The organism is Clostridioides sp. ZZV14-6150, from assembly GCF_020657875.1.
GTDB lineage: Bacteria > Bacillota > Clostridia > Peptostreptococcales > Peptostreptococcaceae > Clostridioides.
This window is the reverse complement of the sequence record NZ_JAGWDA010000001.1, coordinates 245789-259109: the sequence shown is the minus strand read 5'-3', so window position 1 is coordinate 259109 and position 13321 is coordinate 245789. Positions and strand designations below refer to the sequence as shown.

Genomic DNA, 13321 nt, shown 5'->3' with positions numbered 1-13321 from the left:
AAATTTTATAGAATTTGATATTCTAAAAGTTGTAGAAGAACTATTAAAATAGCCTTTCGTGTAGACGAGAGGCTTTATTGTTATAGGAGGGATTTTTATGAATTTTCAAGAAATGATACTGGCATTGCAAAAATACTGGTCAAAGCAAGGTTGTATCATGATGCAACCTTACGATGTTGAAAAAGGTGCTGGAACTATGAATCCTAATACTTTTTTAAGATCATTAGGACCTGAGCCTTGGCAAGTATGCTATGTAGAGCCTTCAAGAAGACCAGCAGATGGAAGATATGGTGAAAACCCAAACAGATTATATCAACATCATCAATTCCAAGTTATACTAAAGCCATCTCCAGATAATATACAAGAATTGTATTTAGAGAGCTTAAAAGAAATTGGAATTGACCCAAGTGAACATGATATAAGATTTGTTGAAGACAACTGGGAAGCTGCTACAGTTGGTGCTTGGGGACTTGGATGGGAAGTTTGGTTAGATGGTATGGAAATAACTCAATTTACATACTTCCAACAAGTAGGTAATATTGAATGTGAGCTTGAGACAGGAGAAATTACATATGGATTAGAAAGATTAGCTATGTACATTCAAGAAGTTGATAGTGTTTATGATTTAAAATGGAATGATAAAATAACTTATGGCGAAGTGTTTAATAAAGCTGAGTATGAAAACTCAGTGTATGCGTTTGAATTATGTGATGCAGATATGTTGTTTAATCTGTTTGATATATATGAAAAAGAAGCATTAAGACTTATGGAAAGCGGTCTTGTAATACCTTCATATGATTATGTATTAAAATGTTCTCATGCATTTAATACATTGGATGCAAGAGGAGCAATAGGTGTTAGTCAAAGAGCTTCATTTATAGGTAGAGTTAGAAATATGGCAAAAACTGTTGCAGAAACTTTTGTAAAACAAAGAGAAGAAATGGGATTCCCTCTTTTAAAGGACGGTGACAAATAATGAAAAATTATCTTTTATTTGAAATCGGTGTTGAAGAAATGCCATCAAGATTTATGGGTAGTACACTAGAACAATTAAAAAACAATCTTAATAAATTATTTGAGGAAAATAGAATATCTTTTAATAAAATAGATGCCTATGGAACACCAAGAAGATTGACTTTAGTAGTTGAAGGCTTAAGTGATAAGCAAAGTGATTTAGAAGAAGAAATAAAAGGTCCTGCCAAGAAGATTGCTGTTGATGCAGAAAATAATTTCACAAAACCAGCTTTAGGATTTATAAAAAGTAAAGGATTAAGAGAATCTGACATATATTTTAAACAAGTTGGAAAAGATGAATATATTTTTGCTACTATAAAGCAAGCAGGGAAAGACACTTCAGAAGTGTTAAAAGAGATATTACCAGAAACTATAAAATCTGTAGTATTCCCAAAAGCTATGCGTTGGGGAGGAAAAAACCTAAAATTTGCAAGACCTATAAGATGGATAGTTACATTGTTAAATGATAAGGTATTAGAATTTGATTTAGAAGGAATAATATCTTCTAATGTAACAAAAGGACATAGATTCTTAGGGGAAAGTACAATAGAAGTTAATTCTATAGAAGAATATTTTGAAAAATTAGAGAAAAATTATATAGTTTTAGACCAAAATAAGAGAAAAGAAATTATAAGAAAACAATGTATAGAAGTAGCCAACTCTTTAGGTGGCGAAGTTGAGTTTGATGAAGATTTACTTGAAGAGGTAACTTACTTAGTTGAATATCCAACTGCTTTTTATGGCGAATTTAATACAGACTATATAAAACTACCAAAAGAAGTTATTATAACTCCTATGAAACAACATCAAAGATATTTCCCAGTACTTAAAGAAGGAAAACTGTTACCTAACTTTATAGCTGTTAGAAATGGAGACTCTTACAGAATAGATAATGTTAAAGCTGGAAATGAAAAAGTTTTAGAAGCAAGACTTGCTGATGCTTTATTTTTCTATAGAGAAGATACTAAGAGAAACTTGGAAAGCTACATAGAAAAATTAAAAACTGTTGTTTTCCAAGTAAAATTGGGTACTATTTATGACAAAACTTTAAGACTTGAGAAACTAAGTGCTGATATACTTGATAGTTTAGGATTAGCAGATGAAAAGGCAGACACTATAAGAGCTGCTAAATTATCTAAAGCAGATTTAGTTACTGGAATGGTAGGAGAGTTTGACGAATTACAAGGTTTTATGGGAAAAGAATACGCGAAGGTTGGAGGAGAAAATGATGTTGTAAGTGAGGCTATTTTTGAACATTATTTACCAAGATTTGCAGGAGATATTCTTCCTAAAACTAATGCAGGAGTAGCTTTATCAATAGCTGATAAATTAGATTCAATAGCAGGATTTTTTGCCATAGGAATACAACCAACAGGTTCTCAAGACCCATATGCTTTAAGAAGACAAGCTTTAGGTATACTTAGTATACTTATGGATAGAAAAGTAGCTGTAGACTTAAAAGTACTTATTGAACATGCTTTAGATAATTATTCTGAGTTAGATTTTAATAAAGAGGAAGTTGTTGAGCAAATAATGAACTTCTTTAATGAAAGAGTAAAAAATCTATTTAAAGATTTAGGGATAAGATATGATGTTGTTGATGCTGTTTTAAGCTCTGATATAAATGATATTTCTGATATGCATATGAGAGCTTTAGAGCTTAATAATTGGCTAGAAAAAGATGAATTAGTGGAAATGCTTACTGCATTTAATAGGGTTTCTACTTTGGCTCAAAAAGCAGAATGTGATAGAATTGATGAAAATCTATTAAAAGAAGATGCTGAAATTAAGCTCTATAATGAATTTAAGCAAGTAAAAGTAAGAGTAAAAGAATTATTAAAAGACAAGAAATACGGTACTGCTTTAGATGAGTTTGCATCTTTAAGACCTGTAGTTGATAACCTATTTGATTCAGTTATGGTTATGGATAATGATGAATCTATTAAAAATAACAGACTTGGTTTACTTAAACAAATATATGATACTATGCTAGAAATTTGCGATTTATCTAAAATAGTTTATAAATAAAATACAATTGATTATAAAAAATGAGATAGCGATAAGCTATCTCATTTTTTTAATCAATTTATATTTTATATTTATCAGTTATGTTATTTAATAAATCATCATTTAAATTTATCCATTCATAAAAATTTCCTGATGAAACCTCAACTATTTCATAAAGCATCTTTGGAAGGTCACTAGCTTTAAAATCTCCTAGAGATTTTCCTAGTTTAGTCTTACCTATTTCAAAACTACCTCCAACAAATAATTCAAATGCATCAGTAGATACACCATTGACATTCTTCTTTTTACCACATAATCCTATACTACCAATTTGGTGAACACCACATGAATTTAGACATCCTGAAATATATAATTTAGGAGCTTTGTTTAAAATTTCTTCATTGTTTTGTAATCTAAAATAATCTATTATCTCATGCAACATTTTTTGGCTATTTTGTATACCCATCTGACAAATAGGAACACCTATGCAGGAGATACTCTGTTCTAATTGAGAGTTGCAACTAATAGTCTTGCTTATTTCTAATATTCTTTTTGCTTCATTTCCATCTAAATTTAAGATGTACAATCCTTCTGTCATACCTAATCTAATCATAGGATTTTTAATATTATCTAACTCTTGAAGTAAAATTTTTAAATCTTTAGTCAATAATAGACCTCCTATTGGATGTATATATACAGTGTATAAGCCAGATTGTTTTTGATGGATTAATCTAGAGTCATGTAAATCTATCTTAATTCCAGGCTTAGAATAATCAATTTGTTCAACATTAAGTTCAAGATTACCTTTTTCTTTTTCTAATTTATAGTATTCTTTAAATTTTTCTAAAAACATCTCCTCTCCAAGAGTTTCAACCATATATCTAACTCTAGCTTTGTTTTTATTTTCATAATTACCATAAGCCATAAAGAATTTAATCATTCCTTCTACACAATATAATGCATCTTTAGGTTTTATAACTTCATCAAGTTCTAAAGCAACTTTAGGTTGTTTACCTAAACCTCCGCCTAAGAAAACTCTAAAATATGGTTCGCCATTTTTTAGAGTAGCTACAAATCCTAAGTCCTGTATACTACAATGGGCAGCATCTGTATAACAACTAGAATAAGAAACTTTTAGTTTCCTAGGCAAGTGATATGTAGTAGCATTTTTGATAAAATATTTATCAGTAGCAACTGCATAAGGAGTAACATCAAAAGCTTCGTCAGGGTCAACTCCTGATAATGGAGATAAACCTATATTTCTAGGATAGTTACCACCACCGCCTCTAGTGAAGATATCATTTTTTATTCCCTCTTCCATAACATCAACTATAGAGTCTATAGACAAGTCATGTAATTGTATAGCTTGTCTAGTTGTTAAATGTATCTTATCTAGCTTATGTTTGGTAGCCATTTGGTAAATTTTTTCAAGTTGAGATTTCGACAATACTCCAGCAGATACTCGAAGTCTTATCATAAATGATTTTTTGTCTCTTTGAGCATAAACTCCATATCCACCAGAAAATCCTTTGTATTGCATTTTATTTATTTCTCCATTCAATAATTTTAAAGAATATTCTTTAAAATTATGTAGTTCATTTAACAATGTCTCTTTTAAATTATCCATTATTTCACCTCATTATTAGACTTGTATAAAAATAAATATACTGTATAATTATATATATATTATTATCTAGATATGGTAAAAATATAACAGTAGAATACTATCAAAAGTCAAAATAAGGAAGATATACTGAGTATGACTCTTTATTTTGTTAAATAAGTATAATATTTTTGTTTTATAAAATATAATTAAGATAAATAGATAATTTTGTGATTTTAATATATAATATTTAGTATAGTGTTGAATAAACGCTTAATATTCGCAGGAGGAGTATTTGTATATGGGAGAAATAATAAATGCATTAGATAGAGCCCTAGACATAATTTTGCTATTATATCATGAAAAGAGAGAGATGGGAATAACTGAAATAAGTAAGGTTATGGGAGTATATAAGAGTACTGTACATAGAACTTTAGTAACTCTTGAAAACAAAGGTTTTGTTATACAAAACACTGAAAATGGTAAGTATTGGTTGGGAATAAATTTATATGCAATAGGTATGGTTGTGGGAGAACAAATGTCTTTGACTGAAATAGTAAAACCATATACGAAAAAATTAAATCAAGAATTTAACGAAGTGGTGAATGTGTCTATACTAGAAGAAAGAGCTCAAGATTCTCCAAGAAGTATCATAATACATAAAGAATATGGTTCAAATCAATTACTCTCAGTAAATCCGTCAGTTGGCTCCAGTAGTGAATGTTATTGTTCAGCAGTTGGAAAATGTCTTATGGCATTTAATGATTCTATAGATTTTGAAAAGTACAGAAAAACTCCAATACACAAATATACAGAGCATACAATTGATAATTGGGATGATATGATGATTTTTTTGGCAAAAATAAAAGAGCAAGGATATGCTCTAGATGACCAAGAACTAGAACATGGTTTAACTTGTATTGGAGCACCTATTTTGGATAAAAATAATAGAGCTATAGCAGCAATAAGTCTATCAGGTCCTACTATAAGAATGCAAGAAGGAGACCTTGAATATAAGATTAAAAGAGTTATAGAAACTGCAAAGAGTATATCTGAACTTTTTAGATAATTTTAAAAAATAAATTTGAATAATAAAAAGGGACTAAATTTAAATTGTTATTTGTAAATGCCAGTTTAGATAGGGTCTCTTTTTTATTGAATATAAAAATTAAATATTTTTAAAATTGAAAAAATTATTGAAATATATAAGCGAATGTGATATCTTTTAATTAAGCAATACAAAACAGAACAGCGTTCTAAAGAATAGAACAACAATGAAATATATATAATAAACCCACATAAATATTATATATTTAAAATTAAGTAAAAAAATTACTACATAAAAGGGGAGATTTGAAAAATGGAAAAAGTCAAGTTGAGTGTTGAAAGATGTAAGGGGTGTTATCTTTGTATTGAAGCTTGCAAAAAAGAAGCAATAAGTCTTTCTGATTACACAAATAAAAAAGGTTTTGTAACAGTCAAAGTCGATGAAGAAAAGTGTGTTCAATGTGGCGCTTGTTATACAATGTGTCCTGATTTAGTATTTGAGATATTATAAATAACTTTTTATTGGAAGGGAGAAAACGTATGCAAAGTTTATTAATTAAGGGAAATGAAGCCTTAGCAGAAGGAGCTATACGTGGTGGATGTAGATTTTATGCAGGTTATCCAATAACACCACAATCAGAAATATTAGAAATGATGGCTTGGAGACAAAAAGAGGTTGGAGGAGTATTTATTCAAGGTGAATCTGAAATAGCCAGCGTAAATATGGTTATGGGGGCAAGTGCACTTGGAGCAAGAGCTATGACGTCTTCATCTGGACCTGGATTTTCATTAAAACAAGAAGGAATTGCATATTGGGTATCAGCTGGTTTACCAGCAGTTGTAGCATGTGTACAAAGATATGGTATAGGAGATGGATTTATAGGAGCTGGTCAAGATAATTACTGGCAAGCTGTAAAAGGTGGAGGAAATGGAGATTATCATTTAATTGTATTGGCACCTAATAGTGTTCAAGAAAATATGGATATGGCATATGAGTCTTTTGAGTTAGCTGAAAAATATATGCATCCAGTACTTATACTTTCTGATGCTACAATAGGTCAAATGGTAGAACCTTGTATGGCACCACCAATGAAAGAATATGATAAGGATAAAGCTCCATGGGCAGCAAAAGGAACTCCTGTTGGAGAAAAAAATAAAGTAATAACTGATATAACATATTTTGAAGACCAAGATACATGGCAAAAAGGTTATATAGAAAAAATGAGAAAAGTTCAAGAAAATGAACAAAGATGGGAAGAAATAGAGATAGAAGATGCAGATGTGGTATTTGTTGCATATGGAATTTCTTCAAGAATAGCAGAAGGTGCAGTTAGAGATGCAAGAGCAAGAGGTATAAAACTTGGATTAATAAGACCCAAAACATTGTGGCCTTACCCAAGAAAAGCTTTCAAAAAATTAAAAGATTCATTAAAAGGGCTTGTAACAGTTGAAATGAACATGATGGCACAAATGAAGGAAGATGTCATTATAGCATGTAATAATAGATTCCCAGTATATTCAGTAGCAACAGCTCAATATATGGCAGAAGTAAATCAATTAATAGATTTTGCTCAAGAGATTATAGATGGAAAAGCTAAGCAAGAGGAGGTATTTTAATTATGGCTAAAAAAGCACCAGCAATAATGATGTGTGAAAATATGTTCTGTGGAGGCTGTGGACACTCTATAGTCGATAGAATTATTGGAGAAGTATTAACAGAAATGAATATATGTCAAGATACGATTATATGCTCAGATATAGGCTGTAATCATATGTTTCAATTTAGTATGAATGTAGATGTTGTTGTTCCTCCTCATGGTAAAATGGGTGCAGCTATGGCAGCTATGAAAAGAGTTAGACCAGATAAATATATATTTACAATAGCTGGAGATGGTGGAGCTTATGCAATAGGGCTTGGAGAAACTATGTCAGCTGCTACTAGAAATGATAATGTAATATTTTTAGTTATGAATAATAATATGTTTGCAATGACAGGTGGGCAAATGGCTCCAACTACTGTACAAGGTCAACATACAGCTTCTACTCCAGCAGGTAGAACATATGAAGACCATGGTTCAACATTTGATGTTGTAAAAGTTATGGGAAATTTAGATATAGCATATTTGGCAAGAGGAACAATAACTAACCCTAAAGAAATAAATACAACAAAAAGATATATCAAAAAAGCACTTGAAAAACAAAAAGATAAGAAAGGCTTTTGCTTAATAGAAATACTTGTACCATGTCCAACAAACTGGGGATTAAAGCCAGTAGATGCTATGAAGAGAATAGAAAACGAACTTGTTCCAAAGTATCCACTTGGAGAATTTATTGATTAGGGAGGAAATAATATGTTAAATGAAATTATATGTGCTGGTTTTGGAGGACAGGGAGTTCTTACAGCAGGAAAAATTATAATGTATGTTGCATATAAGGCAGAAAAGAAGATTACATGGTTCCCATCTTATGGAAATGAGATGAGAGGAGGAAGTGCAAATTGTAATGTTGTTGTAAGTGATGAGAAAATTGCAAATCCTTGTGTAAAAAATCCAGATATATTATTGGGAATGAATAGTGTATCAATAGATAAGTATGAAAGTTTAATGAAAGCAAATGGTTATATGTTTGTCAATGAATCACTAGTAAATAAGGATAGAAAATATAGAGAAGATATTAATGTTATAAAAGTACCTGTTACTGAAATAGCTCAAAATTTAGGCAATGAAAAATCTGCTAATATTTGTATGTTGGGTGCTATGGTGAAGAATTTAGATTTATTTACAAAAGAAGAATTTGAAAGTGGTATGTGTGAGTACTTTGAAAATCAAGGTAAAGGAAAGTTTAATGCAAAAAATGTGGAAGCATTTGAAGCTGGATATGATTATGAGTGAATATTTTAAATATTTAAAATTATTATTGAAATACTCATTTTTATGTGTTAGTATTTAATTAATAAAATATAGAACGTCGTTCTGAGTGATAGGACGACAAAATTTTTAAAAAAATAACAGAACGACGTTCTACAGTATGAAACCGAGGAGGCGTTGAAGTGAAAATTTTAGTAATTAATCCTGGTGGTACATCTACAAAGATTTCTGTATTTCAAGATAAAGATGAAGTTTTGAAGAAAAATATAACTCATACAAGAGAAGATTTAAAAAATTTTTCTAAGGTATTTGATGAATACGATTATAGAAAGCAATTAATAGTGGATGTTTTAAGTAGTGAAAATCACGATATAAATTCTTTTGACGCAGTAGTAGGTCGTGGTGGACTTATGAAGGCTATAAAAGGTGGTACTTATATCGTAAGTAAAGAAATGATTGAGGATATGAGAAATGAAATAAATGGAGAACATGCATCAAACTTAGGTGCCTTGTTAGCTAAGACTATAGCAGATGAAATAGGAGTTCAATCATTTGTAGTAGACCCAGTTTCTGTAGATGAATTTGATGATGTATCAAGGATTACAGGTATATCAGATATAGAAAAAGCTAGCTGGTTGCATGCACTAAATCATAAAGCTGTCTCAAGAAAAATAGCACAAAAACTAGGTGGAAAATATGAAGATTACAATTTTATTGTAGCACATCTAGGTTCTGGAATATCAATTGTAGCACATAAAAAAGGAAAAATGATAGATGGAAGTGGTGGAAGGTCTGATGGTCCATTTTCGCCAGAAAGAAGTGGAGGATTACTTGCATACCCTCTTATAGAATTATGTTACTCAGGAAAATATACTCATGATGAAATGGTTGCAAAAGTAAGTTCAATTGGAGGTATGTACGATTATTTAGGAACAAAAGATATGATAGAAATCGAAAATAGAATTAAAGATGGTGATGAAAAAGCTAAACTTATAATGGATGCGTTTATCTATCAAACAGCTAAAGAAATTTCTATGTATGGAGCCTCACTTTCTGGAGATATAGATAGGATTATTTTAACAGGGGGAATATCACATTCGGAAATGGTAACTAAAGGAATAATAGAAAAAGTTTCATATTTAGCACCAGTAGAGATAGTGGCAGGTGAGATGGAAATGGAAGCACTTGCTCTTGGAGCTCTTAGAGTTCTTAATGGAGAAGAAATGGCAAAAACTTATTAATATTTAGGAGAAAAAATATGTTAAAAGATTTTAATAATTTATTAGAAGAAGCTAAAAAGCTTGAACCTGTTATTGTAAGTGTTGCTGTTGCAGAAGATGAAGAAGTGTTAAAAGCTGTCAAATCAGCAACAGATTTAAATCTTATAAAGCCAATTCTCGTAGGGGATAAAGATAAAATAGAAAATATATCAAAAGAGATTGGACTAAAAGCATATGAAATAATAGGATGTCAAAATCCTGATGAATCAGTTAAAAAAGCTGTAGAGGTAGTTAAAAATAAGGATGCTAAAGTTCTTATGAAGGGGTTAGTAAATACAAGTGTTTATATGAGAGCTATATTAAATAAAGAGTTTGGTCTTAGAACAGGAAGGCTTTTAAGTTTACTTGCAGTATATGAATTACCTCAATACCATAAACTTCTTTATTGTACAGATAGTGGGATAAATGTATCTCCAAATTTAAATCAGAAAAAGGATATAATGATAAATTCACTTCTTACTATGAAGAGTATAGGTATGGAAAATCCTAAAACTGCAATACTCACTGCAAATGAAATGGTAGACCCCAAAATACAATCTACAGTAGATGCTAATTCACTTGTAGAGATGGTAAAATCAGGAGAAATACCAAATTGTATAGTAGAAGGTCCAATAGCCTTTGATGTTGCATTTGATGCATATGCAGCAAAGCATAAAGGTATCAAAAGTAATATTGCTGGCGATGTTGACTTACTTGTATTTCCAAATATAGAGGCAGGAAACATATTAGGAAAGTCATGGCTTAGATTCAATAAAGCTAAGTGGGCAGGGATAGTTTTGGGGGCAACAAATCCAATAATTTTAGGTTCACGTTCTGATACAGCCGAAATTAAAATAAATTCAATAGCATTAGCCTGCTTAGCATCACAATAAGAAATTATTTAAAAGGGGATGAATTATTATGAAATATGCAAAAAGAATGGATATGGTAAAGGCTTCAGCTATAAGAGACTCTCAAAAGAAGATAGCTCAAAAAGTGGCAAGTGGTGGAACTGTTATATCTTTTGCAGCAGGACTTCCTGACCCAAACTTATTTCCAATAAAAGAAATAAGTGAAGTAACTAAGCAAGTACTTGATGAAAGAGGAAAATTTGCTTTAGCTTATGGACCTACTAAAGGTGAAGATGAGTTGTTAGAAATAATAGCTAAGAGAATGAAAGAAGAAGAAAATATTGACACAAAACCAGAAAATATTATAATAACTACTGGTTCACAACAAGGTATAGCTCTTAGTGCTATGATTTTATTAGAAAAAGGAGATATAGTAGTTACAGAAAATCCAAGTTACTTGGGTGCAATAAATGCATTTAGACCTTATGAATGTGATTTTTTAGGAGTAGATACAGATGAAGAAGGAATGGTAACAGAAGATTTAGATAAATTATTATCTGAAAATTCAAACATAAAGGTGATATATGTAATACCAACATTCCAAAATCCTACAGGAAAAACATGGTCTCTACAAAGAAGAAAAGATTTTATGGAAGTTGTAAACAAGTATGATGTCATAGTAATAGAAGATAATCCTTATGGAGAGATAAGATTTACACAAGAACCACTACCTACACTTAAATCACTTGATACTAAAGATAAAGTACTATATCTAGGGTCATTTTCAAAAGTGTTATGTCCAGGATTTAGAGTTGCTTGGATGTGTGGGAATATAGATATTATAGATAAAGCAGAACTTTTAAAGCAAGGTATCGACTTACAATCAAATCAATTTTCTCAAGTACAAGTAATAGAATTCTTAAAGAAATATAATTTAAATGAACATGTAGAAAAAATAAGAGCTGAGTATAAAAAAAGATGCTTCTTGATGCTAGAAACTATGAAAAAATATTTTCCAGAAGAAGCTAAATATACAGAGCCAGATGGAGGTATGTTTATATGGGTTGAACTTCCTGAAAGTATAAATGTAGATAATTTACTAGATAAAGCTATTGATGCTGGAGTTGCCTATGTTTCTGGAGAATCATTCTTTGCAAATAATGGTCCAAAAAATACTATGAGACTTAATTATACAACAATGTCAGAAGAGCAAATAGTTGAAGGGATTAAAATACTTGCAGAAGTTATAAAAAAAGAACTCAATTATGCTTGTGAATAAATATTAAAAGTGAGGGCTTAATTATGGGAGAAAAAGGGAACGGGCTAAAGTTTGGAAAGTTAATGATTCAACTTGTTATCATAGCTATATGTTGGGAATTAGTTTATATTATACCATTTATCCAATACACATTGTATGATCCAATTTTAAAAGCATTACAGTGTTCAAATACTCAACTAGGTTTTTTACTTACTATTTATGGTTTAGGTAATATATTTGGAGCTCCTATAGGAGGATGGTTAGCAGATAGATTTGATTATAGAAAGATAATTTTAGGTTCTGTATTTCTTAATGGAATAGTATCATTTTTATTTGCATTTAACATGAACTATACATTTGCTGTTATAACTTGGGTAGGTTGTGCAATTACATCATTAGTTATGAACTATCCTTCTATGGTAAAGATACTTAGAGTTATAGGAAAAGAAAATCAAGGTAAAGTTTATGGATTTAATGAAGCTATGGTTGGAGTTTCTGGAGTAGTAATGGGAGCTATATTCTTATATATTTATACATTATTTTCAACTCCTGTTTTAGGGATGAGATGGGTAATGATATCTTTAGGAATATTATCTATAGTGATGTGTCCAGTATTATGGTTTGTCATTAAAGATGTAGATATTAGCGAAGAAAAAGAAGAAGGTAAAAATGAAAAAATGGCTGCTAGTGACTTTATGGTAGTTTTAAAATCACCAAATACTTGGTTAGTAGGTATAAGTATATTCTGTGTATATTCATTTACAGTTACAATGTCTTACTTTACACCTTATATAACATCAGTACTTGGAGGTTCAGTCGCACTATCTGGAGCATTAGCTATAATAAGACAACATGGATTAAAATTATTTGGTGCTCCATTTGGAGGGTACTGTGCAGACAAAGTAAAATCACCTACTAAAGTACTTTTACCAATATATGTACTTGGTATAGCAGTAATAATTTTATTCTTAGTATTGCCTTCATCAACACCAATGACTTTATTTATAGCATTAACATTTGTAGTAGGTATATTGGGTTATATGGGAAAAGGTATATACTATGCAGTTCAAGAGGAAGTAAATGTTCCAGTTAAATATTCAGCTACTACTATAGGTATAGCAGCAGCTTTAGGTTTTTCACCAGATGTATTCCAATTTGCATTAATAGGGCATTGGATAGATACTTATGGTAACAAAGGATACACGTATACATTTATATTCCAAATAGCTATTTTAGTAATAGGAATATTATCTTGTTTATATATATTAAAAGTTAAAAAGAGAAGATTGGATAAGTTAAAAGTTTAAAAGTTTCATTTGATAATAGAGTATTTTTTTCAGTATAATCTACTGACATAAATACTGTATAAAAAGTAATACTAAATTAAAATTTATAGTTATATTTAATGAATAAAG

The 13321-nt window shown here is 30.3% G+C and carries 12 protein-coding genes; 11 read left to right on the top strand and 1 reads right to left on the bottom strand.

What is annotated here, in order from left to right:
- Positions 1 to 97: 97 nt before the first annotated feature.
- A complete protein-coding gene (glyQ, locus tag KGF41_RS01160; protein ID WP_227432601.1) occupies positions 98 to 976 on the top strand; it encodes a glycine--tRNA ligase subunit alpha in 879 nt (292 codons plus the stop codon).
- A complete protein-coding gene (gene glyS / locus KGF41_RS01155; RefSeq protein ID WP_227828224.1) occupies positions 976 to 3042 on the top strand; it encodes a glycine--tRNA ligase subunit beta in 2067 nt (688 codons plus the stop codon). Before glyQ ends, glyS begins: the two co-directional genes overlap by 1 nt.
- A 58-nt stretch (positions 3043 to 3100) precedes the next feature.
- Here the strand turns inward: glyS and KGF41_RS01150 are convergent, their stop codons facing one another.
- Positions 3101 to 4648 carry a nitrite/sulfite reductase gene (locus KGF41_RS01150; RefSeq protein ID WP_227856275.1) on the bottom strand — a complete coding sequence of 516 codons (1548 nt, stop codon included), beginning with the start codon at positions 4646 to 4648 and terminating at the stop codon, positions 3101 to 3103.
- A gap of 277 nt (positions 4649 to 4925) precedes the next feature.
- Between KGF41_RS01150 and KGF41_RS01145 the strand changes: the two genes are divergently transcribed.
- The 9 genes from KGF41_RS01145 (at position 4926) to KGF41_RS01105 (ending at position 13213) form a co-directional block, all read left to right on the top strand.
- Positions 4926 to 5693 (top strand): IclR family transcriptional regulator, encoded by a 768-nt coding sequence (locus KGF41_RS01145; RefSeq protein WP_227828226.1) that lies wholly within the window; start codon positions 4926 to 4928, stop codon positions 5691 to 5693.
- Between the two features lie 291 nt (positions 5694 to 5984).
- On the top strand, positions 5985 to 6182 hold the full coding sequence (locus KGF41_RS01140; protein WP_227432605.1) for a 4Fe-4S dicluster domain-containing protein: 198 nt from the start codon (positions 5985 to 5987) through the stop codon (positions 6180 to 6182).
- 29 nt (positions 6183 to 6211) lie between these two features.
- Positions 6212 to 7288, top strand: coding sequence for a 3-methyl-2-oxobutanoate dehydrogenase subunit VorB (vorB, locus tag KGF41_RS01135; protein ID WP_227828227.1), 1077 nt, complete (start codon positions 6212 to 6214; stop codon positions 7286 to 7288).
- A 2-nt stretch (positions 7289 to 7290) separates the two neighbouring features.
- Positions 7291 to 8010, top strand: coding sequence for a thiamine pyrophosphate-dependent enzyme (locus tag KGF41_RS01130; protein ID WP_227432607.1), 720 nt, complete (start codon positions 7291 to 7293; stop codon positions 8008 to 8010).
- 12 nt (positions 8011 to 8022) lie between these two features.
- Positions 8023 to 8562, top strand: a complete 540-nt coding sequence (locus KGF41_RS01125) for a 2-oxoacid:acceptor oxidoreductase family protein (protein ID WP_227828228.1) — start codon at positions 8023 to 8025, stop codon at positions 8560 to 8562.
- A gap of 158 nt (positions 8563 to 8720) precedes the next feature.
- The gene (gene buk, locus KGF41_RS01120) at positions 8721 to 9779 is read left to right on the top strand and encodes a butyrate kinase (protein WP_227828229.1); all 1059 of its coding nucleotides are present in this window, start codon (positions 8721 to 8723) and stop codon (positions 9777 to 9779) included.
- Between the two features lie 17 nt (positions 9780 to 9796).
- A complete protein-coding gene (locus KGF41_RS01115) occupies positions 9797 to 10690 on the top strand; it encodes a bifunctional enoyl-CoA hydratase/phosphate acetyltransferase (RefSeq protein WP_227842153.1) in 894 nt (297 codons plus the stop codon).
- A 28-nt stretch (positions 10691 to 10718) separates the two neighbouring features.
- Positions 10719 to 11927, top strand: coding sequence for a PLP-dependent aminotransferase family protein (locus KGF41_RS01110; protein ID WP_227828231.1), 1209 nt, complete (start codon positions 10719 to 10721; stop codon positions 11925 to 11927).
- A 23-nt stretch (positions 11928 to 11950) separates the two neighbouring features.
- Complete coding sequence (locus KGF41_RS01105; protein ID WP_227828232.1) at positions 11951 to 13213, top strand: MFS transporter; 1263 nt, start codon at positions 11951 to 11953, stop codon at positions 13211 to 13213.
- Positions 13214 to 13321 lie beyond the last annotated feature (108 nt).

Bases quoted from the DNA above. Each gene is read 5' to 3' on its own strand.
- KGF41_RS01115 (WP_227842153.1), top strand. From the start codon at position 9,797: ATGTTAAAAGATTTTAATAATTTATTAGAAGAAGCTAAAAAGCTTGAA.
- KGF41_RS01145 (WP_227828226.1), top strand. From the start codon at position 4,926: ATGGGAGAAATAATAAATGCATTAGATAGAGCCCTAGACATAATTTTG.
- KGF41_RS01130 (WP_227432607.1), top strand. From the start codon at position 7,291: ATGGCTAAAAAAGCACCAGCAATAATGATGTGTGAAAATATGTTCTGT.
- KGF41_RS01140 (WP_227432605.1), top strand. From the start codon at position 5,985: ATGGAAAAAGTCAAGTTGAGTGTTGAAAGATGTAAGGGGTGTTATCTT.
- glyS (WP_227828224.1), top strand. From the start codon at position 976: ATGAAAAATTATCTTTTATTTGAAATCGGTGTTGAAGAAATGCCATCA.
- glyQ (WP_227432601.1), top strand. From the start codon at position 98: ATGAATTTTCAAGAAATGATACTGGCATTGCAAAAATACTGGTCAAAG.
- KGF41_RS01105 (WP_227828232.1), top strand. From the start codon at position 11,951: ATGGGAGAAAAAGGGAACGGGCTAAAGTTTGGAAAGTTAATGATTCAA.
- vorB (WP_227828227.1), top strand. From the start codon at position 6,212: ATGCAAAGTTTATTAATTAAGGGAAATGAAGCCTTAGCAGAAGGAGCT.
- KGF41_RS01150 (WP_227856275.1), bottom strand. From the start codon at position 4,648: ATGGATAATTTAAAAGAGACATTGTTAAATGAACTACATAATTTTAAA.
- KGF41_RS01110 (WP_227828231.1), top strand. From the start codon at position 10,719: ATGAAATATGCAAAAAGAATGGATATGGTAAAGGCTTCAGCTATAAGA.
- KGF41_RS01125 (WP_227828228.1), top strand. From the start codon at position 8,023: ATGTTAAATGAAATTATATGTGCTGGTTTTGGAGGACAGGGAGTTCTT.